Annotated in this window: 15 protein-coding genes and 1 tRNA gene; 12 read left to right on the forward strand and 4 right to left on the reverse strand. The window is 72.3% G+C overall.

Translation table 11 applies throughout. The features are described from left to right. Positions 1 to 136 precede the first annotated feature (136 nt). Both ACTMMA_RS08630 and ACTMMA_RS08635 read left to right on the forward strand, forming a co-directional pair. Positions 137 to 2,461, forward strand: a complete 2,325-nt coding sequence (locus tag ACTMMA_RS08630; RefSeq protein WP_441189713.1) for a sodium-translocating pyrophosphatase — start codon at positions 137 to 139, stop codon at positions 2,459 to 2,461. A gap of 238 nt (positions 2,462 to 2,699) precedes the next feature. After that, on the forward strand, positions 2,700 to 4,265 hold the full coding sequence (locus ACTMMA_RS08635; RefSeq protein ID WP_441189714.1) for a DUF7059 domain-containing protein: 1,566 nt from the start codon (positions 2,700 to 2,702) through the stop codon (positions 4,263 to 4,265). Positions 4,266 to 4,382: 117 nt separating this feature from the next. Here the strand turns inward: ACTMMA_RS08635 and ACTMMA_RS08640 are convergent, their stop codons facing one another. Then, the gene (locus ACTMMA_RS08640) at positions 4,383 to 5,147 is read right to left on the reverse strand and encodes a hypothetical protein (RefSeq protein ID WP_441189715.1); all 765 of its coding nucleotides are present in this window, start codon (positions 5,145 to 5,147) and stop codon (positions 4,383 to 4,385) included. 106 nt (positions 5,148 to 5,253) lie between these two features. Between ACTMMA_RS08640 and topA the strand changes: the two genes are divergently transcribed. Next, on the forward strand, positions 5,254 to 8,010 hold the full coding sequence (topA, locus tag ACTMMA_RS08645; protein ID WP_441189716.1) for a type I DNA topoisomerase: 2,757 nt from the start codon (positions 5,254 to 5,256) through the stop codon (positions 8,008 to 8,010). 21 nt (positions 8,011 to 8,031) lie between these two features. On the opposite strand, the gene ACTMMA_RS08650 is transcribed toward topA, so the two are convergent. Then, positions 8,032 to 9,207 carry a trans-sulfuration enzyme family protein gene (locus ACTMMA_RS08650; protein ID WP_441189717.1) on the reverse strand — a complete coding sequence of 392 codons (1,176 nt, stop codon included), beginning with the start codon at positions 9,205 to 9,207 and terminating at the stop codon, positions 8,032 to 8,034. A gap of 143 nt (positions 9,208 to 9,350) precedes the next feature. Between ACTMMA_RS08650 and ACTMMA_RS08655 the strand changes: the two genes are divergently transcribed. The 6 genes from ACTMMA_RS08655 to ACTMMA_RS08680 all read left to right on the forward strand — a co-directional run bounded on the left by ACTMMA_RS08655 (position 9,351) and on the right by ACTMMA_RS08680 (position 14,553). Continuing rightward, entirely contained in the window at positions 9,351 to 9,860 is a 510-nt protein-coding gene (locus ACTMMA_RS08655) for an Lrp/AsnC family transcriptional regulator (protein WP_441189718.1), read from the forward strand. A 42-nt stretch (positions 9,861 to 9,902) separates the two neighbouring features. After that, positions 9,903 to 10,676 (forward strand): MerR family transcriptional regulator, encoded by a 774-nt coding sequence (locus ACTMMA_RS08660; protein ID WP_441189811.1) that lies wholly within the window; start codon positions 9,903 to 9,905, stop codon positions 10,674 to 10,676. Between the two features lie 114 nt (positions 10,677 to 10,790). After that, positions 10,791 to 11,504: a dTMP kinase gene (tmk, locus tag ACTMMA_RS08665; RefSeq protein ID WP_441189719.1), complete on the forward strand. Its 714-nt coding sequence runs from the start codon at positions 10,791 to 10,793 to the stop codon at positions 11,502 to 11,504. Continuing rightward, a complete protein-coding gene (locus ACTMMA_RS08670) occupies positions 11,501 to 12,712 on the forward strand; it encodes a DNA polymerase III subunit delta' (RefSeq protein ID WP_441189720.1) in 1,212 nt (403 codons plus the stop codon). The genes tmk and ACTMMA_RS08670 overlap by 4 nt, the downstream gene beginning before the upstream one ends. 29 nt (positions 12,713 to 12,741) lie before the next feature. Continuing rightward, positions 12,742 to 14,400, forward strand: coding sequence for an alpha/beta hydrolase (locus ACTMMA_RS08675; protein WP_441189721.1), 1,659 nt, complete (start codon positions 12,742 to 12,744; stop codon positions 14,398 to 14,400). Between the two features lie 79 nt (positions 14,401 to 14,479). Then, positions 14,480 to 14,553: transfer RNA gene (locus tag ACTMMA_RS08680), tRNA-Thr, on the forward strand. A 54-nt stretch (positions 14,554 to 14,607) separates the two neighbouring features. On the opposite strand, the gene ACTMMA_RS08685 is transcribed toward ACTMMA_RS08680, so the two are convergent. Further along, the gene (locus tag ACTMMA_RS08685) at positions 14,608 to 16,179 is read right to left on the reverse strand and encodes a DUF3352 domain-containing protein (protein ID WP_441189722.1); all 1,572 of its coding nucleotides are present in this window, start codon (positions 16,177 to 16,179) and stop codon (positions 14,608 to 14,610) included. Between the two features lie 291 nt (positions 16,180 to 16,470). Continuing rightward, complete coding sequence (locus ACTMMA_RS08690) at positions 16,471 to 16,986, reverse strand: inorganic diphosphatase (protein WP_441189723.1); 516 nt, start codon at positions 16,984 to 16,986, stop codon at positions 16,471 to 16,473. Positions 16,987 to 17,075: 89 nt separating this feature from the next. Between ACTMMA_RS08690 and ACTMMA_RS08695 the strand changes: the two genes are divergently transcribed. The 3 genes from ACTMMA_RS08695 to tilS all read left to right on the forward strand — a co-directional run bounded on the left by ACTMMA_RS08695 (position 17,076) and on the right by tilS (position 20,779). Next, a complete protein-coding gene (locus ACTMMA_RS08695; RefSeq protein ID WP_441189724.1) occupies positions 17,076 to 18,518 on the forward strand; it encodes a D-alanyl-D-alanine carboxypeptidase/D-alanyl-D-alanine-endopeptidase in 1,443 nt (480 codons plus the stop codon). Between the two features lie 73 nt (positions 18,519 to 18,591). Further along, positions 18,592 to 19,740, forward strand: a complete 1,149-nt coding sequence (locus tag ACTMMA_RS08700; protein ID WP_441189725.1) for an Rv3626c family coenzyme F420 biosynthesis-associated protein — start codon at positions 18,592 to 18,594, stop codon at positions 19,738 to 19,740. A gap of 19 nt (positions 19,741 to 19,759) precedes the next feature. Next, entirely contained in the window at positions 19,760 to 20,779 is a 1,020-nt protein-coding gene (tilS, locus tag ACTMMA_RS08705; RefSeq protein WP_441189726.1) for a tRNA lysidine(34) synthetase TilS, read from the forward strand. Positions 20,780 to 20,812 lie beyond the last annotated feature (33 nt).

Here is a 20,812-nt window from a genome sequence, read left to right on the forward strand (position 1 = left end):
GCGCATAGCATGTCGGCGGCCGTCCCCTGACGGCACGTCGCTACAGTGACGTCATCCACACCACGTGCGGTTCCTGCCGCGCGCCGTCGCCCCGGGGCAAGGAAGCCCGCGGGCCAGCAGCTTCAGGAGGCTGTCCATGTCCCCAGTCCGTGCCGCGAGCGACATCACGCTCACGAGCACAGACACCTCGATCGTGGTCGTGGTGCTGTGCATCTCCCTGGTAGCCCTGGTCATGGGCTTCATGTTCCGCAAGGAGGTGCTGGCAGCCTCCCCGGGAACGGAGTCGATGCAGACCATCGGTGGAGCGGTGCAGGAGGGCGCCTCGGCCTACCTCGGGCGTCAGTTCAAGACCCTCGGCATCTTCGCGGTCGTCGCCTTCTTCCTGCTGATGGCGCTGCCGGCCGACGACATGTTCGTCCGGGTCGGCCGCTCGGTGGCCTTCCTCTTCGGCGCCGGCTTCTCGGCCTTCATCGGCTGGCTGGGGATGAACCTGGCCACCGCCGCCAACATGCGCGTGGCCGAGGCCGCCCGCACCACCGGCCGTGACGACGGCATGCGGATCGCCTTCCGCACCGGCGGCACCGTCGGCATGGCCACCGTCGGCCTGGGCCTGCTCGGCGCCGCGCTCGTCGTGCTGATCTTCAAGGGCGAGGCCGCCAAGGTCCTGGAGGGCTTCGGCTTTGGCGCCGCCCTGCTGGCGATGTTCATGAGGGTCGGCGGCGGCATCTTCACCAAGGCCGCCGACGTGGGCGCCGACCTGGTCGGCAAGGTCGAGGCCGGCATCCCCGAGGACGACCCCCGCAACGCCGCCACCATCGCCGACAACGTCGGTGACAACGTCGGTGACTGCGCCGGCATGGCCGCCGACCTCTTCGAGTCCTACGCCGTCACCCTCGTCGCCGCCCTCATCCTGGGCACCGCGGCGCTGGGCGGCAACGGTGGCCTGACCTTCCCGCTGATCATCCCCGCCATCGGTGTCCTCACCGCGATCCTGGGCGTCTTCATCACCCGCGCCAAGGCCGGCGAGAACGCCCTGAAGACGATCAACCGCAGCTTCTACATCTCCGCCGGCATCGCCGCCGTCGCCTCCGTGGTCGCGGCCTGGGTGTTCCTGCCGCACGACGCGGCCGACCTGGTCCAGCAGAACAGCATCCTGGGTGGCGACGTCGCCGAGCTCGACCTCAACCCGGCGATCAACTCCGCCGCGGCCGTGGTCGTGGGCATCATCCTGGCGGCCTTCATCCTGTGGCTGACCGGCTACTTCACCGGCACCGAGAGCAAGCCCACCAACGACGTGGCCCGCACCTCGCTGACCGGCCCGGCCACCGTCGTCCTGTCCGGCATCGGCGTCGGCCTGGAGTCCGCGGTCTACACCGCGGTCACCATCGCCGTGGCGGTCTTCGCCCTGTTCACCCTGGGCGGCGGCTCGCTGATCCTGTCGCTCTTCTTCGTGGCGCTGGCCGGCTGCGGCCTGCTCACCACCGTCGGCGTCATCGTGGCCATGGACACCTTCGGCCCCGTCTCCGACAACGCGCAGGGCATCGCCGAGATGTCCGGCGACGTCGACGGCGACGCCGCCCAGATCCTCACCGAGCTGGACGCGGTCGGCAACACCACCAAGGCCATCACCAAGGGCATCGCGATCGCCACCGCGGTCCTGGCCGCGACGGCGCTGTTCGGCTCCTACTTCGACGCCATCCAGCAGACCATCGGCACCGCCCTGGGCGAGAACAACGACCTGCTCCAGTCCTTCCTCGTCTTCGACCCGCGCGCCCTCGTCGGCGTGCTGATCGGTGGCGCGGTGGTCTTCCTCTTCTCCGGCCTGGCCATCAACGCCGTGACCCGCGCCGCCGGCGCGATCGTCTTCGAGGTGCGCCGCCAGTTCCGCGAGAAGCCCGGGATCATGGACTACACCGAGAAGCCCGAGTACGGCCGCGTCGTCGACATCTGCACTCGCGACTCGCTCCGTGAGCTGGCCACCCCCGGCCTGCTGGCGGTCTTCGCCCCCATCGCCGTCGGCTTCGGCCTGGGCGTGGGCGCCCTGGCCGGCTACCTCGCCGGCGCGATCGGCACCGGTGTGCTGATGGCCGTCTTCCTGGCCAACGCCGGTGGCGCGTGGGACAACGCCAAGAAGATCGTCGAGGACGGCAACTACGGCGGCAAGGGCACCGAGGCCCACGCCGCGACCGTCATCGGTGACACCGTCGGTGACCCCTTCAAGGACACCGCCGGCCCGGCCATCAACCCGCTGATCAAGGTGATGAACCTCGTCGCCCTGCTCATCGCCCCGGCCATCGTCGGCCTGACCTACGGCGACGGCGCCAACGACGCGATCCGCTGGGGCATCTCCCTGGTGGCCATCGCCGTCATCGTCGGGGCGGTCGTAGTCTCCAAGCGCCGCGACATCGCCATCGGCGACGCCCCCGAGGTCGAGGCCGCCGGGGTCATCTCCGGCGACTGACCCGCCTGCTGCGGAGACGCCCCTGCAGCACGCTCGCAGCACCGACGACCGGTGCGCCGCTCCGTGCGGCGCGCCGGTCGTCGTCATTTCGTGCGACAGGGCGTGTCGCCGGTGGGGCGCAGACCGTGTCGCCGGTCGGCAGCAGAGTGTGTCGCCGGTCGAGGGGGCGGGGGGAAGGACGAGGCTTCTTCCCGGTATGCGGTCTCCCACCCCGGGCGCTCGGACCTACCCTGGGTGCGTGCCAGCTCCCACCCCGCACCGCAGCGCCCCGGTCCCCTCGTCCTCGGACGCGGAGGCGCTGCGGCGCCTCCGCGAGGACCTGACGGATGCCGAATACACGGTCGAAGGGGTGGCCGAAGCGCTCGGTGACGTGGCCGGCGCCGCCCTGCACCGGGACCACCCGCTCCTGGCCGACCGCGTGACGCGTGCCAGCGACCACCCGGCCGCGGTGCTGCTCCGGCTTTTCACCCTCGGTCGTCCCGTCGACGCAGCGCTGCTGGACAGGGCCCTGCCGCGCACCGGCTCGGCCGGTCTGGCCCGGATCGGGCTGACCAGGCCCATCGATGACAGCCGGGTGGGCGACCGGACGGACGGGCGCGCGGCCGGTCGCGTGGTGGCCACCTGCGACCTGAGGCCCTACGGCGACGAGCGCCACACCTGGTGGGTCGCCTCCGACCTGTCTGAGACCGCGCTGGGCGGGCCGCTGCCGACCGACCACGTCCTGGGCATCGGTGGGGCGTCGACCACGCTGGCGTCCTGGACGCCCCGGCCGCAGGTCGAGCGCTCCCTGGACCTGGGGACGGGCTGCGGGGTCCAGGCGCTGCACCTGGCCGGGCACACGGCACACCCCGTGGTCGCCTCGGACCTGTCCGAGCGGGCGCTGGAGTTCGCGCGGTTCACGGCGGTGCTCAACGGACTGACCTTCAACCTGCGGCTGGCCGACCTGCTGGAGACCTTCGAGGGCGAGGACTTCGACCTGATCGTGAGCAACCCGCCGTTCGTGATCACGCCGCGTGGTGGTGAGGTCCCGCTCTACGAGTACCGCGACGGTGGTGCGGCCGGTGACGCTCTCGTGGCCGGGCTCGTGCGGGACCTGGCCGGGCACCTCCGCCCGGGTGGCATCGCGCAGCTGCTGGCCAACTGGGAGCTCGGCGAGGGCGAGGACTGGAGGGACCGCGTCGGCGGCTGGCTCGACGGGACCGGTCTGGACGCCTGGGTCGTGCAGCGTGAGGAGCAGGATGTCGCCGAATATGCCGAGACCTGGGTGCGCGACGGTGGTCACCGGCCGGGGACGGCCGAGTTCGACCGGCTGTGCGCCGCATGGCTGGAGGACTTCGCGGCGCGGCGCGTGGAGCGGATCGGGTTCGGGGTGGTGACCCTGCAGCGGCCGGCGTCGGGACGGGAGCCGTGGCGAGACCTGGTCGAGGTGCGCAGCCCGGTCGCCTCGCCGATGGGGCCGACCGTGCTGGCGGGGCTGAGGGCGCGGACCTGGCTGGCCGAGCACTCCGAGGACGAGCTGCTCGACGTGGCCTGGCAGGTCGCCGACGATGTCACCGAGGAGCGGGTGGGTCGTCCGGGGGCGCCGGACCCGTCGGTCATCCAGCTGCGGCAGGGCGGCGGGCTGCGGCGGGTCGTGCGGCTGACCTCCCTGCAGGCCGGCTTCGTCGGCGCCTGCGACGGCGACCTCACGGCGCGTCAGCTCTGCGGCGGGCTGGCCGTCCTCACCGACAGCGACGCCGGGGCGGTGCAGGCCGAGATCGTCCCGGTGCTGCGGGACCTGGTCGCGGACGGCCTGCTGCGATAGCCCGCCCAGTGATGCTGTTATGCCGCCGTTTCGCGAATTTCGGCAGCACAGGGGCGTCACTGGATGGAGTCTGGCCGGGCCCAGCGGGCTGGGGTGGGCCCTGCGGAGCCTGCGGGGTCAGCCGCCGAAGTTGTAGCTGTTGCGGGACAGGGTGAACTGACGGCCCAGCTCGTTGTTGCGGCAGGTGACGCCGGACTCCGCGGAGGTGCAGCGGACCGACCCGACGGTGATGCTGGAGCCGTAGGGCAGGGCGGCCACGGTCAGATCGCCGACCTTGGTGGTGGTGCCGTCGACCTCATCGACCCACCAGCCGCCCTGGTCCACCGCGGCCAGCGGGGCCACCGGGTCGTCCACGCAGGTCCAGGCGCCGGACTCCGAGGTCATGACGGCGTTGGCGGTGGAGGCGGTGCAGTCGCCCAGCACGCCGGGGACCATGTGCCCGGCCTGCGGCTGCAGGGTGGCCTCGGCGAGCTGGCACACGGCGGCGTCGTTGTTGACCGTGCAGGCGATATTGCCGGTGGGGGTGACGAACGCCGCGCGGGGACCCTCGATCGTGATGTCGGTGCTGCCGGAGGCCGAGCGATTGCCCGCCTCCAGCTCGATGTCGGCCGGCTCGGTGGGCGGCCCGGACGGCTCCGTCGTGGCGCCTTCGGCATCGGCGCCGCCGCCGTCGGTGGATCCGGCCTCGTCGGTCCCGCCTCCGCCGCCGCCTCCGCCGCCGCCGCCGGCCTCGTCGGTCTGGCTCTGGGAGCCCCCGCCGTCCTCGGCCTCCGGCTCGTCGCCGCTGCAGCCGGCCAGCACCAGGCTCCCGGCCAGCACGACCCCGGCCAGCAGCCGCAACTGCCGACCCTTCTGCCTACGCGTACCGGTGTGCGCCTTCATGGTCGTTCAGCCTAGTCGTCCGGCGATGGGCTACCGTGACGCCCGAGGTCCCGTGTCGGAGCCGCGACGAATCCGCGGCACGCGGGGTCGGATCAAGGAGCGTGTCGTGAGCGCTGGCAAGAAGCTCGTCATCGTCGAGTCGCCCGGCAAGGTCAAGAGCCTGGGGGAGTATCTGGGGCCCGGTTACACCGTCGACGCCTCCATCGGCCACATCCGAGACCTGCCCAATCCCTCCGAGCTGCCCGCGGACATGAAGAAGGGCCCGTTCGGCAAGTTCGCGATCAACGTCGACGACGGCTTCGAGCCCTACTACGTGGTCGACGCCGACAAGAAGAAGAAGGTCGCCGAGCTCAAGCGGGCGCTCAAGGACGCCGACGAGCTCTACCTGGCCACCGATGAGGACCGCGAGGGCGAGGCCATCGCCTGGCACCTGCTCGAGGTGCTCAAGCCCAAGGTCCCGGTGCGCCGCATGGTCTTCCACGAGATCACCAAGGAAGCCATCCAGCACGCGGTGAACAACACCCGTGACCTGGACATGAACACCGTCGACGCGCAGGAGTCCCGCCGGATCTTGGACCGCCTCTACGGGTATGAGGTGTCGCCGGTCCTGTGGCGCAAGGTCAAGCAAGGCCTGTCGGCGGGTCGGGTGCAGTCGGTCGCGACCAGGATGATCGTCGAGCGTGAGCGGGAGCGGATGGCCTTCCGGTCCGCGTCCTACTGGGACGTCGAGGGCGACTTCGCCCCGGCCGGCTCGGGCGCCTCCGCCTCCAACCCCTTCACCGCGCGCCTCTCCGCCCTGGACGGCGCCAAGGTCGCCACCGGCCGCGACTTCCGCGACGACGGCACGCTGCGCACCAAGGGTGCGGTCCACCTCGACGCAGCCGGCGCCCAGGCCGTGGCCGACGGCACGCGCCAGGGCGATGTCGTCGTCAGCAGCGTGTCCGAGAAGCCCTACACCCGCCGCCCCTCGGCACCCTTCATCACCTCCACCCTCCAGCAGGAGGCCTCCCGCAAGCTGCGGATGAACGCGCAGGCCACGATGCGGACCGCCCAGCGGCTCTACGAGGGCGGCTACATCACCTACATGCGGACCGACTCGACGACCCTGTCGGCGTCCGCGACCAGCGCCGCCCGCAGCCAGGCCCGCGACATGTACGGCGCGGAGTACGTCCCCGACAGCCCCCGCGTCTACGGCAAGGCCAAGGGCGCCCAGGAGGCCCACGAGGCGATCCGCCCCGCCGGCGAGCGTTTCCGCACCCCCGCCCAGGTGGCCGGTGAGCTGCGCGGCCCGGAGTACGCCCTCTACGAGCTGATCTGGAAGCGGACGGTCGCCTCCCAGATGGCCGACGCCAAGGGCTCGACCGCCACGGTGAAGCTGACCGCCACCCTCCCGGAGGGGACCCGCGGAGGCGACGGCACCGCATACACCTCGGCAGAGTTCAGCGCCTCCGGCACCGTCATCACCTTCCGGGGCTTCCTCGCCGCCTATGAGGAAGGCCGTGACGAGACGCGCTACAGCGGCAGCGTCGACGAGGACAGCGGGATGGGCAAGCGGCTGCCGAAGCTGGCCGAGGGCGTGGCCCTGGAGACCCTGCGGGCCGAGGCCGAGGGCCACCAGACCAGCCCGCCGGCCCGCTACACCGAGGCCACCCTGGTCAAGGCGCTGGAGGAGAAGGAGATCGGCCGTCCTTCGACGTATGCGGCGACCGTCACCACGATCCAGGACCGCGGCTACGTGCGCACCCGCGGGTCGGCGCTGATCCCGACCTGGCTGGCATTCGCGGTGACCCAGCTGCTCGAGCGGCACTTCCCGACGCTGGTGGACTACGACTTCACCGCCTCGATGGAGGAGGGCCTGGACCGGATCGAGGCCGGGGACGAGCAGCGCGTGGCCTGGCTGCAGCGCTTCTACTTCGGCGACGAGGCGACCTCGTCCGAGGGGCTCAAGGGCCTGGTCGACCACCTGCCCGACATCGACGCCCGGGGCGTGTCCACGGTGCCGATCGGTGACGGTGTGGTCGTGCGCGTCGGTCGCTACGGGCCCTATGTCGAGGATGAGGCCGCCGACGGTGAGGAGGCGCGGCGCGCGACCGTCAGCGACGACATCGCCCCCGACGAGATGACCCCGGAGAAGGGTCGTGAGCTGCTGTCCGCGGCGGCCGACGACGGCCGCGTGCTCGGGCAGGACCCGCAGACCGGGCACGACATCGTCGCGCGGGCCGGCCGCTACGGCCCCTACGTGACCGAGGTGCTCCCCGAGGCGGAGGAGGCGCCGAAGAAGGGCGCCAAGAAGGTCAAGCCGCGCACCGGATCGCTGTTCAAGGACATGGACCTGGCGACGATCGACCTGGAGACGGCGCTGCGGCTGCTGTCGCTGCCCCGGGTGGTCGGCGTCGACCCCGAGGGCGTGGAGGTCACGGCGCAGAACGGCCGCTACGGGCCCTACCTGAAGAAGGGCACCGACTCGCGCTCGCTGCAGTCGGAGGCGCAGATCTTCGACATCACGCTGGAGGAGGCGCTGGCGATCTACGCCCAGCCCAAGTACGGCGGCCGCGCCGCCGCCAAGCCGCCGCTGCGCGAGTTCGGCGAGGACCCCGTCTCGGGCAAGAAGGTCGTGGTCAAGGACGGCCGCTTCGGTCCGTACGTGACCGACGGCGAGACCAACGCGACCCTGCGCAAGGGCGACGAGCCGGAGAGCCTGACCGAGGAGCGCGCCTTCGAGCTGATCGCCGAGAAGCGCGCCAAGGGCCCGACCACCCGCAAGCGCGCGGCCAAGAAGACCACGGCGAAGAAGACGACCGCCCGCAAGACCACCGCCCGGAAGACCACGGCGAAGAAGACGGGCACGGCCAAGAAGTCCTGACCGGCGAGACGACCAGCCCGGTCAGCTGGCGGCGGTGAGTGCCTGCTCCAGGTCGGCGATGAGGTCCTCGGCGCTCTCCAGGCCGATGGACAGGCGGAGTATGCCGCGGCTCGGCTTGGCGTCGTCCGCCACCGGCCGGTGGGTCAGGGCGGCGGGATGCTGGATCAGCGAGTCGACCCCACCCAGGGACACGGCGTGGATGAAGAGCCGGCACGACGTGGCGACCTTGGCGGCGCGCTCGTAGGAGCCGAGGTCGATCGCCAGCAGGGCTCCGGGGCCCGTCATCTGGGTGCCGACCAGGCCGAGGGGGTCCCCGCCCTCGACGCCGGGGTAGTGGACCCGGGCGACGTCGGCGTGGGTGGTCAGCCAGTTCGCGACCACCTGGGCGGTGTCCTGCTGGGCGCGCATCCGCACCGGGAGGGTCTGGAGGCCGCGGTGGGCCAGGTAGGCCGACAGCGGGTGGAGGTTGCCGCCGGTGATGGCACGGACCGGTCGGATCTGGACGGCCAGCTCCTCGGTCGTCGCGACGACCCCGCCGAGCACGTCGCCGTGGCCGCCGAGGAACTTGGTGACCGAGTGCAGGACGATGCTCGCCCCGTGCTCCAGCGGACGCTGCAGGACGGGGGTGGCGAAGGTGTTGTCCACCAGCAGCGGCACCTCGCCCGCCTGCTCCGCCAGAGCGCGCAGGTCGACGAGGTCCAGCGTCGGGTTGGCCGGGGTCTCGACGATGACCAGGCCGGTGTCCTCCTCGAGGGCCGAGGCGACCTCCTCGGCCCGGGCCCAGGTGACCCGGGTGCCCAGCAGCCCGGTGGCCAGGACGTGGTCGGATCCGCCGTAGAGGGGACGGACGGCCACGACGTGGGGCCTGCCCTGCGCGACCCGGGCCAGCAGGGTCGCGCTCAGGGCGGCCATGCCGGAGGCGAAGGCCACGGCCGACTCGGCCCCCTCCAGGCTGGCCAGCGCCTCCTCGAATCGCGCCACGGTCGGGCTCCACAGCCGCTGGTAGACCGGCGTCTGCCCCTCCTTGCGGGGGTGGCCGCCCGCCATCTGGTCGTAGGCCTCGCCCCCGGCCTCGATGTCGGGCAGCGGGTAGGTGCTGGACAGGTCGATCGGGGGGACGTGCACCCCGAGGGCGGTCAGGTCCGCGCGACCCGCGTGGACGGCGAGGCTGTCAAGGCTCATCTGTTCGGCACCCATGTGTCAATCATGCAGATCAGTCGATTATCAGGCAATGGGCCCGAAGAATCCGCACCCAAGCCCCGCGCGTGTGGCGGAGTGTGCGCCTCCCCGTGGCCACGGTGCCGTGCCGGAGCAGGTGCGTGACCGCATACCCTGTCCCCGTGCCGAAGAATCCTCGAGACACCAAGCCGCTCGACCCGACCGACCTCGCCCTGGTCCGCCTGCTGGAGCAGGACGGCCGCATGTCCAACGCCATGCTGGCCCGCGAGGTCGGGATCGCCGAGTCCACCTGCCTGGTGCGGGTGCGCAGCCTGCGCGAGCGAGGGGTCGTGCGCGGCATCCACGCCGACATCGACCCCGTCGCCGTCGGGCGCCCCGTCGAGGCGATGATCGCCGTCCGCTTCGGCGGCCACCGCCGCAGCCACTTCGAGCAGTTCACCCAGGAGGTGCCCGCGCTGCCCGGCGTCCTGGGTGCCTTCCACGTCTCCGGCGCGATCGACTACTACGTGCACGTCGCCTGCGAGAGCGCCGACGCGCTGCGCGACTTCGTGCTCGACCACCTCACGAACCGTCCCGGCGTGCTGCACGCCGAGACCTCGCTCATCTTCGACGCGCAGCGCGGACGCGGCACCATGACCCGCGACGGCGCCCTCCCGGACGAGGACGCTTGACCCTCACGCGCCGTGAGGCTCCACGCTGAGGGGGTGGACGTGATGACGGAGGACCTCCTGACGGTCGGCCAGGTCGCCGACGAGATCGGCGTGACGGTGCGCACCCTGCACCACTACGACGAGATCGGCCTGGTCGAGCCGTCCGAGCGCAGCTACGCGGGCTACCGGCTCTACACGCAGGCCGACCTGGAGCGGCTCCAGCACGTCGTGGTCTACCGCCGGCTCGGCTTCGGGCTGGAGGAGATCGCGGCGATCCTCGACGGCTCGGGCGGGCTCACCACGGTGGAGCACCTGCGTCGCCAACGCCACACGATCACGGACCGGGTCGCAGAGCTGCAGCAGCTCGTCGCGGCCATCGACCGAGCATTGGAGAGTGAGATGAGCGACCAGCGTTATCAGATCAGCGGCGCCGAGATGAAGGAGATCTTCGGCGGTGCCTTCGAGGACTCCTACCAGGACGAGGCGGAGCAGCGCTGGGGCGACACCGACGCCTGGAAGGAGTCGGCCAGCCGCACCAAGGGCTACACCAAGGAGCAGTGGCAGCAGGTCAAGGACGAGCAGGACGAGCTCAACGCCCGCTACGTCCGGGCGATGCAGTCCGGCGTCCCGGCCGACTCGACCGAGGCGATGGACCTGGCCGAGGAGGGCCGGCAGCAGATCTGCCGCTGGTTCTACGACTGCCCCAGGGGCATGCACGCCAACATCGCCGAGATGTATGTCTCCGACCCGCGCTTCACCAAGACCTACGAGGACATCGCTCCCGGTCTGGCGCAGTACGTCCGCGACGCCGTCGTGGCCAACGCCTCCCGCGACTGACTCGCGGCGACCGAGGACCCCCGGCCCGTCCATGGGCCCGGGGGTCCTTCGGCGTCACCTCTTCCTGTGGATGATCGGGTATGGGGTGTCTCCCGCCTCGCGTAGGCTGCTGACGTGATCGAGCAGACCCCTCCCCATGCGGCCGTGCGCGGCCACGCCAGGGGTGTCTTCATCGCCTTCGAGGGCGGCGACGGGGCAGGGAAGTCGACCCAGTCACGGGTGCTGGGAGAGTGGCTCGAGGGGCAGGGGATCGAGGTCGTGCACACCCGCGAGCCGGGCGGGACGACCCTGGGGCGGACCCTGCGCGAGCTGGTGCTCCACGGCGAGGACGGGTCGGTCACGCCGCGGGCCGAGGCGTTGATCTTCGCGGCCGACCGGGGGCACCACGTGGCCACCGTCGTGCGCCCGGCGCTCGAGCGTGGGGCCGTCGTGCTCACCGACCGTTATCTGGACTCCTCGGTCGCCTACCAGGGCGCCGCCCGTGACCTCGGGCACGAGGAGATCCGCGACCTGTCGCTGTGGGCGGTCGAGGGCCTGCTGCCCGAGCTGACCGTCCTGCTGGACGTGTCCGCCGAGCAGGGCCGGTCCCGCCGGGGCGGCGTCCACGACCGGCTCGAGCGGGAGGCCGACGACTTCCACGACCGGGTCCGGCAGGGCTTCCTCGACCTCGCCGCGCGCGAGCCCGACCGTTATCTGGTCCTGGACGCGGCGGCGCCGGTGGGCGAGCTCGCCGCGGCCGTGCGCGAGCGGGTCGCTCCGCTGCTCGGCGGCGCCGAGGCCTCGGCGACCGTTCCCGGGGCGCAGCACGAGGGGCACGGTGCGCGATGAGCGTCTTCGACCAGCTCGTGGGGCAGGACAGGGTGGTGGACACCCTGCGCCAGACCCTCACCACGTCCGGGGCGATGACCCACGCCTGGCTGATCACCGGGCCGCCCGGGTCCGGCCGCAGCGTGGCCGCACGCGCCTTCGCCGCGGCCCTGCAGTGCGAGCGTGCCGACGACCCCGGCTGCGGCGACTGCCAGGCCTGCCGGATGGTGATGGCCGGCAGCCACCCCGACGTGCGGGTGGTGGACACCGAGCAGACCTTCATCAAGGTCGACGAGGCCCGTGAGCTGGTGGTCGAGGCCCAGGCCCGCCCATCGATCGGGCGCTGGCGGGTGATCGTCGTCGAGGACGCCGACCGGCTCAACGACCACTCCGCCAACACCATGCTCAAGTCGCTGGAGGAGCCGCCGGCCCGGACGCTGTGGCTGCTGTGCGCCCCGTCGCTGGAGGACGTGCTGGTCACGATCCGCTCCCGCTGCCGGCACCTGCGCCTGGGCACCCCGCCGGTGACGGCGGTGGCCGAGCTGCTCATCTCCCGCGACGGCATCGACCCGCCGATGGCCCACTACGCCGCCCGCGCGGCGCAGAGCCACATCGGGATCGCCCGACGCCTGGCCCGCGACGAGCACGCCCGCAACAGGCGGCGCGAGATCACCTCCATCCCGCTGACCCTGACCAGCCTCGGCGCGGCCCTGCGCGCGGCGCAGGATCTCGTCGACGACGCCGGCCAAGGGGCCAAGGCGATGTCTGAGGACTATGCCGACGAGCAGCGCCGCGAGCTCCTCACCCAGCTGGGGGCCGACCCGTCCGCACGGACGCAGCCGCCGGCGGTGCGCTCCCACCTCAAGAGGCTGGACGACCGCCTCAAGGCCGAGGCCCGACGGCAGCAGCACGACAGCTTCGACGCCGCCCTGACCGATCTCGCCTCCGTCTACCGGGACGCCCTCCTCGTGGCCACCGGCAGCGAGGTCGAGCCGGTCAACGTCAGCGAGCCCGAGCAGATCTCCCGGCTCGCGCGGGCGTTGCGCCCCGAGGGGCTGCTGCGCGCGCTGGAGACGATCGGGCTGGCCCGGCAGCGGCTCATCGCCAACGGTGCCCCGTTGCTCGTCCTGGAGGCGATGATGATTGGCTTGATGCTGCCGACCGATCAGGGGGCGGACCATGGGGCCGCTGGGGGCGCGGGTCGACCGCGTGCCGGGACCCGACGATGACGCACGACGACCACCGGAAGGACCACCACGTGGTGACACCGAACCATCCCTCCCGCTCCGCAGCCCGGCGCGGCAGGACGACCCGCGGCCTGGCCGCGCTGACCGCCGTGGCCATGCTCGCCGGATGCTCCTGGGTGGACCGCGGCGAGGACGACCCCACGGGGGAGGGCACGACCGCCAGCGCGGACGCCGGGGACGGCGGGAGCGCCGGGACCGGCGGCACGACCGGGGGGTCCACGGACACCGGCGGGAGCACCGCCACCTCCACCCCGGTGGCGGGCGGGGCCCCCGCGGGGCTGGAGGAGTTCTACGGCCAGTCGTTGGAGTGGAGCGAGTGCGAGGCCGCCTTCGAGTGCGCGACGCTCACCGTGCCGATCGACTACGCCGAGCCCGAGGGCGGCACGATCGAGCTGGCGCTGCTGCGCTCCGCGGCCAAGGGTGACGCCCAGGGCTCGCTGCTGGTCAACCCCGGCGGTCCCGGCGGCAGCGGCGTGGACTACGCGATGATGGCCGGCGCCGTCGTGGGCCCGCAGATCCGCCAGTCCTTCGACATCGTCGGCTTCGATCCCCGCGGGGTAGGCCGTTCGGCCCCCATCACCTGTCTCGACGACGCGCAGCTGGACACCCTGCTGGGCTCGGACCCCACGCCCGACGATGCGGCGGAGGAGGCCGAGGGCGAGAAGATCCTCAAGGACTTCGCCGCCGCCTGCGAGCAGGCCGCCCCGGACCTGCTGGGCCATGTCTCCACCGTCGAGGCGGCCCGCGACATGGACGTCCTGCGCGCCGCGCTCGGCGACGAGAAGCTGACCTATCTGGGCGCCTCCTACGGCACCTTCCTCGGCGCCACCTACGCCAACCTCTTCCCCGACAAGGTCGGCCGCCTCGTCCTGGACGGGGCCATCGACCCGACCGTGAGCGGGCTCGAGATGGGCCTGGGGCAGGCCGAGGGCTTCGAGCGCGCCACCCGCGCCTACGTCGAGGACTGCGTCGCCGGCGGTGACTGCCCGCTGGGCGACGACGTGGACTCCGCCATGAAGCGCATCCCGGAGTTCCTCGCCGAGCTCGACGCCAACCCGCTGCCGGTCTCCGGCGACACCGTCACCGAGCTCACCGAGGGCTGGGGGATGTACGCCATCGTCGTGGCGATGTACGCCGAGACCTTCTGGCCCATCCTGACCCAGGCGCTCCAGCGCGCCGAGCAGGGCGACGGCACGATGCTGATGTTCCTGGCCAACACCTACGCCACCCGCAGCAGCAAGGGCACCTACTCGGGCAACGGCATGCAGGCCATCTACGCCGTCAACTGCCTGGACCGGCCCGCCGAGGAGGGCGCCGAGGACCTGGACAGCGACGCCGTCCTGGCCGAGTTCACCAAGGTCGCACCGACGTGGGGCCCCTACCTGGCTGGTGACGGCGTCTGCGAGTACTGGCCGGCCCAGGCCCAGGAGACGATCGAGGACTACTCCGCCGAGGGCGCGGCCCCGATCGTGGTCATCGGCACCACCCGCGACCCGGCCACCCCCTACGAGTGGGCGGAGTCGCTGGCCGAGACCCTCGACTCCGGGGTGCTGGTCACCTACGACGGTGACGGCCACACCGCCTACGGTCGGTCCAACGACTGCGTCGACGGAGCCGTGGACGCCTACCTGCTCGAGGGGACCGTCCCCGAGGACGGGCTGACCTGCTGAGGCTGCGGTCGCCGCGCGTTTGGGGCCACCGGAGGACCTCGGGTATCCTCGCTGAGGTTCGCCCTGCGAGGGCGTGCACGCCGCCTTAGCTCAGTCGGCCAGAGCGATTCACTCGTAATGAATAGGTCAAGGGTTCGATTCCCTTAGGCGGCTCACAGATGCAGCAGGCCCCGTTCCGGATCCGGAACGGGGCCTGCTGCATCTGCCTCACTTCTGGTCGGCGACGAACCGCAGGGTGAAGTGGCTGTCGGACTCGTTGTCGACACCGACGGAGTAGCCGACGGCGCCGAGGGTCTCCAGGGCCGTGCGGGCGTTCTCGTCCTCGATCAGCGGCAGGTAGTCCTTCTCGAACTCGTTGACGTTGACGTAGAAGATGCTCTGCGCCTTGTCCGCGTCGGCGACGGCGGCCTTGAAGCCGGCGTTGTCGCCGAGTCGGTCCCCGGCGGTGGCGGCCCCGTCGACGTAGGGCTGGTGCAGCCCCAGGGTCAGGATGCCGTCGTCGGTGCGCTGGGCCAGGGTGGTCGGCGGCAGGCCGGCGTCGCTCAGCAGCGTGTTGACCTTGGTGGCGTCGGTCTGGACCCGGTAGGCGATCGGCAGGGCGGGCAGGCCGGTCTCGGTGCCGCTCATGGTGTTGGCGGCCTCCACGATGCCGGGGCCGACCGACAGCGACATGGAGTCGCCGAGCACCGTCTTGATGTCGTCGGGGAGGGTGAAGCCGCTGGCTGCGGCCTCGTCGGTGGCGGTCTTCAGCGAGTCGGGGTCGAGCTTGCCCACGGCGTCCCAGACGCTCTGCACCCAGTCGTCGCCGTTCTCCAGGGAGAGGGCGACGACGGTGTCGGCCGGCAGCTCGTTGACGATCCGGGCCGTGCCACCGTCGGAGGGCATGGCCAGCCCCTGGACGCCGCGCCCGATGCCGTGGACCTCGATCGAGTCCGGGTTGAGGCGCACCGTGCCGGCGTTGCGCCCGGTCATGAGCTCCTTCTGCGCGTCGGTCAGGCCGGCGGAGAGGTCGTTGACGGTGCCGGCGGCGCCCAGCTCGGTGACGCCCTCCTCGGCCAGCGCCGAGACCTCGTCGGCCATGTCGACGAAGCGCTCCATGTCGTACCAGTAGGAGGCGATGCCCAGATTGCCCAGGTCGTCCATGTCGGACCTGAAGGTGTCCAGCTCGTCCAGGGTGCCGGCCTCGACGGCGGCCTTGACCGCGTCCGCCTGCCCGGCCTGGGTCATCACGAGATAGTCGTCGGCCACCCAGTAGTCCATCTCCATGGGCTCCTCGGTCGCGGCCGCCTTGAGCCGGTCCATCGTCTCGAGGGCCTTCTCGCCGTCCTTGACCTGGAGCGCCACCACGGGCAGGGGCTCCTCCGTGCCGGGCATCACCGCGATCCCCAGACGGTCCCCGAGCCAGGGCTTGATGTCCTTCTCGTAGTCGAGGCCCGCGGGGTTGCCGCCCTCCTCGGTGAGCTTCTCCCAGACGTACTCACGCCACTCACCGGCGTTGAGGCGCGCCTTGGTCTCGGCGTCCAGCCCCTGGAAGAAGCGCACGGCGGCGACCTTCTCCCCGGCTGCCGGGTCCAGGTCGACACGGGCGTACATGGCCGCGCTGGCGGGCAGGACGCTGTCGGGCTGGTCACCCCCGCCGCCGAAGAAGTTGGTGGCCGCCCAGGCGCCGCCCCCGATCAGGAGCGCGGCACCCACGCCGGCACCGACCATCAACAGGCCCTTGCCGCCCTTGCCGCCCTCGGTGACGTCCCCGCCCTGCTGCTCGATCACGGTGCTCATCTGTCTCTCCCCTTCCGGGCGGTGGTCCGCCCAGGTGTCTTCCCGGTAGTCCCGGCGTGATTCGTGTCCGGGCCTTCATGGCCCTCGCCCCGTTCGCGGTCCAGCGTAGTGCGTGCACCTGCTTGTGGAAACCAGCGAGCGACGGCGTCATGGGGATGGACGACGCCCCGGGCCATTCGGTTCCGGGGCGTCAGGACAGATGTGGAGAGCTGCCTACGGGTCTGCTCGCTCCTGGCGAGCAAACCCGTAGGGCCTGCTCAGGGCTGAGGCACGGGAGACCCGTTGGCCGGCTCAGTGCTGGGGCATGGGCCACCTGGCGGTGGAGACGCCGGCCTCGCGGGCGCGGGTCACGGCCTCCTCGTAGATCCGCTCCGCCTCCTCGCGGCCGGCCCAGTGGGCGCCCTCGACGGACTTGCCGGGCTCGAGGTCCTTGTAGACCTCGAAGAAGTGCTGGATCTCCAGGCGGGTGTGCTCGCCGATGTTCTCCAGGTCGGTGATGTACTGCTTGCGGGGGTCCAGCGGCACGCAGATGATCTTGTCGTCACCGCCGGCCTCGTCGGTCATCCGGAAGACGCCGATGGGACGGGCGGCGACCAGGCAGCCGGGCCAGGTCGGCTCGTCGAGCAGGACGAGGGCGTCCAGCGGGTCGCCATCCTCGCCGAGGGTCTCCTCGATGTAGCCGTAGTCGGCCGGGTAGCGGGTCGCCGTGAACAGCATGCGGTCCAGCCGGATGCGGCCGGTCGCGTGGTCGACCTCGTACTTGTTCCGGCTTCCCTGAGGGATCTCGATCGTCACGTCGAACTGCATGTGCGGCTCTTTCTGATGGTGGACGGCGTTAGGCTCTGCGTCCAGTGTCCCTCATCCCCGACCCCGAGTGTGCAGAAGGGCGGCGCATCGTGACCACTGGCCGTGCGGACCGGTTCTCCGGGCGTGCTCGACGCCGTGCCCTTGCCCCGGCCCTGGCGCTGAGCCTGGTGCTGGCCCCGCTGCCCGGCGCCGGCCAGGAGGACGACGCCGCGGTGACCACGCAGGCAGGGGACCTGCGGCCCCGGATCCGGCCCGCGGTCGCCCCTCTGGCGCAGCCAAGCGCCGGGGTCATGCCCACCCCCGAAGGGGTGACCGAGGAGTTGAAGGACGAGCTGTCCAGCAGCTGGCTCGGCCCGTCCAAGCGGCGCTCCATCACCGTCCGGGACGCGCTCACCGGCACCCACCTGACCGACACGAACGCCGACCGCCTGGGCATCCCGGCGTCCACCACGAAGATCCTCTCGGCCGCCGCGATCGTGTCCGCCCTGCCCACGGACACGACCTTCACGACGCGGGTCGTGGCGGGGGAGACGCCCAGGGACGTCGTCATCGTCGCCGGCGGCGACATGATGCTGGCCCGCGGTGAGGGTGACCCCGAGGCCGTCCCCGGCCGGGTGGGGATCGCGGACCTGGCCAGGGACACGGCCGCGGGGCTCAAGGAGCAGGGCGTCACCGAGAAGATCCGGGTGCACCTGGACCTCGAGCACGTGGACGGCCCCTCGACGCTCGAGACCTGGACCGACGACTGGGTCACCTACGGCTACGCGGGCCGGATCGTCCAGCTCGGGCTGGCCGAGGACCTCGCCCTCCCGTTCGCCGCCAGCCCCGCCTCCCCGCCGCAGGAGGTGGCCGCAGCCTTCCGGCAGGCGCTGGCGGACGAGGGCATGACGGTCGCCTACGCCGACCGTCCCGAGGTGAAGGCCGAGCGGGTCACGGCCTCACCGGACGCGATCGAGCTGGCCTCTGGCGAGTCGGCCGAGCTGCGCGACGTCCTCGCCCACGCCCTGGCCACCAGCGACAACGCGATGGTGGAGCAGCTGGCCCGGCAGGCCGCCGTGGCCGACGGGCGGTCGACGGAGCAGGAGGACGTCACCGCCTGGGTCAAGGAGACGGTCGCCGAGGACTACGGCCTCGACCTCGACGACGTGCGGATCAGCGACACCAGCGGACTGTCCGACGGGACCCGCATCCCGGTCAGCGTGATCGGTGACGTGCTGGTCGGCGCCGCGGACGGCAGCCACCCGGCCCTGCAGGAGGTGCTCGCCGCAGGCGGGCTGCCGATCGCCGGCTACACCGGCACCCTGGCCAGCCGCTTTCACCTGCCCGTCCACGCTGAAGGGATCGGCAACGGGCGGGCCAAGACCGGCTCCCTGCCCGGCGTGACCTCGCTCGCCGGCACGGTCGTGACGCGGGACGGCCGCCTGCTCGTCTACGCCATGACCGCCGACAAGATCGGCGAGGACGGCGCGGTGCTGGAGGCCCGCAGCGTCCTGGACGAGATCGTGGCCCAGCTCGCCCGCTGCGGCTGCTGACCGGGGGCCGACCGACGGGTGGGGTGAGGGCTTCGTGTCGCGGAGGGGAGCGGTCACCGCATACCGTCGGATCATGACGCAGACCTCCTCCTCCGCGCCGACCACACCCGACCCGGCCCCGGCGGGCACCCCGCTGCGCGGCAGCTCGATGGTCGACTGGGACCTGGCGGCCGGTGCCGCCAGCCGCATCGTGCCTCCCGGCCCCAAGGTCGACCGTGCCGAGGCCCAGACCCTCGTCGCCGAGCTGCGCGCCGCGGCCGAGCGGGCCGTGGGCCCCGTGGCCACCACCGCCCAGCTGCAGACCCCGCCCGGCACCCCGCCGGCGCTCGTCGTGGACCGCCCGGGGTGGATCCGCGCCAACGCCGCCTCGATGGGCGCCATGCTCGGCCCGGTCCTGGACGACGTCATCGAGCGCAAGCGGGTCGCCGACCAGCGGCGCGCGGCGGAGAAGGGCACCGAGCTGCCCGAGGTCGGCCCGCTGGCCCAGCGGCTCGGCTCGGCCGTCACCGGCACCGAGGTCGCCGGGATGCTGTCGTGGATCTCCACGAAGGTGCTGGGGCAGTACGACCTCGCGCCCCAGGGCAACCCGCGCCTGATGTTCGTCGCGCCCAACATCCTGGCCGCCGAGCGGGAGCTGGACGTCGACCCGACCGACTTCCGGCTCTGGGTGGCGATGCACGAGGAGACCCACCGCGTGCAGTTCACCGCCGTGCCGTGGCTGCGCGAGTTCATCATCGACAAGGCCCGCTCGGTCGGGTCGCAGATCATGCCCGAGCCGGACCAGATGGTCGACCGGATGAAGGAGATCGTCTCGGCCATGCCCGGCGTGATCCGGGGGGACACCGACATCACCCAGGTGCTGGCCACCCCGGAGCAGCGCGAGCGCCTGGCGGAGGTCACCGCGGTCATGTCGCTGCTGGAGGGGCACGCGGACGTCGTCATGGACGAGGTCGGCCCGCAGATCATCCCCAGCGTGGCCGAGATCCGGGCCAAGTTCACCCAGCGTCGCAAGGGCGCCGGCAGCATCGACAAGGTCCTGCGCCGCCTGCTCGGCATGGAGGCCAAGATGCGGCAGTACAAGGACGGTGCCGTCTTCGTCCGCGGTGTCATGGACCAGGTCGGGGTGGAAGGCTTCAACCGGGTGTGGACCTCGCCCGAGACCCTGCCGCGACCGACCGAGATCGTCGAGCCCGCCGCCTGGGTCGCGCGCGTCCACGGCTGAGCGGCCCCGCGCGCACCCGATGCCCGGACCTCACCCTGCCGTCGCCGCCGCCCGCGTCCGCGTGCGCCGCGCCCTCGCTGGTCTCGAGGTGGACTCGCTCGTCCTGGTCGCGTGCAGCGGCGGGGCCGACTCGCTCGCGCTCGCGGCGGCCACCGCCTTCGTCGCCCCGCGCCTGGGCCTGCGGGCCGGAGCGGTCGTCGTCGACCACGGGCTCCAGGACGGGTCCGCCGAGGTCGCGCGCACGGCGGCCGGGCAGTGCCGTGACCTCGGCCTCGAGCCTGTCCAGGTGGTCCCGGCGCAGGTCGAGGAGACGAGCTCCGGTCCGGAGGCGGACGCCAGATCGGCACGGTATGCGGTGCTCCGCGCCCGGGCGGAGGAGCTCGGCGCCGCCGCGGTGCTCCTCGGTCACACCCTCGACGACCAGGCCGAGCAGGTGCTGCTGGGCCTCGTGCGGGGCTCGGGGGCGCGGTCGCTGTCGGGGATGGCACCCTCGCGCCGGCTGGGCCCGTCGCTGCGGCTCCTGCGGCCGCTGCTCGGTCTGACCCGGGAGCAGACCCTCGCCGCCTGCGCCGCCCTGGACCTGCGGCCCTGGTCCGACCCGCACAACGACGACCCGCGCTTCACCAGGGTGCGGGTCCGGCAGGCGCTGGCCGACCTGGACGCCGACCTCGGCCCGGGGGTCCGGCAGGCGCTGGCCCGCAGCGCCGACCTGCTCCGCGACGACGCCGACGCCCTGGAGGAGGTGACGCGCGCCGCATACCCCGGGCTCGGCGAGCAACCGTGGGAGGTGACGCGGCTGCAGGAGCTGCCCCGCGCGGTCCGGACCCGGCTCTGGCGGGCCGCGGCGCTCGCCGCCGGCAGCCCCGGGACCGACCTGACCGCCGAGCACCTGCGGGCCGTGGACTCTCTCGTCACCGACTGGGACGGCCAGGGGCCGCTGCACCTGCCGGGGGGAGTGCGCGCCGGGCGTGGAGCGCAGGGTGTCTGGATCGGGTCCGCCGCCCCGGCCGGGCCGGCGACGGGGCACAATGGCACCTAGACAACGGGCCACCTCCGGCCCGACCTCCCCCTG

Source organism: Ornithinimicrobium panacihumi, from assembly GCF_052073805.1.
In the GTDB taxonomy this organism is placed as follows: Bacteria; Actinomycetota; Actinomycetes; order Actinomycetales; family Dermatophilaceae; genus Ornithinicoccus; species Ornithinicoccus panacihumi.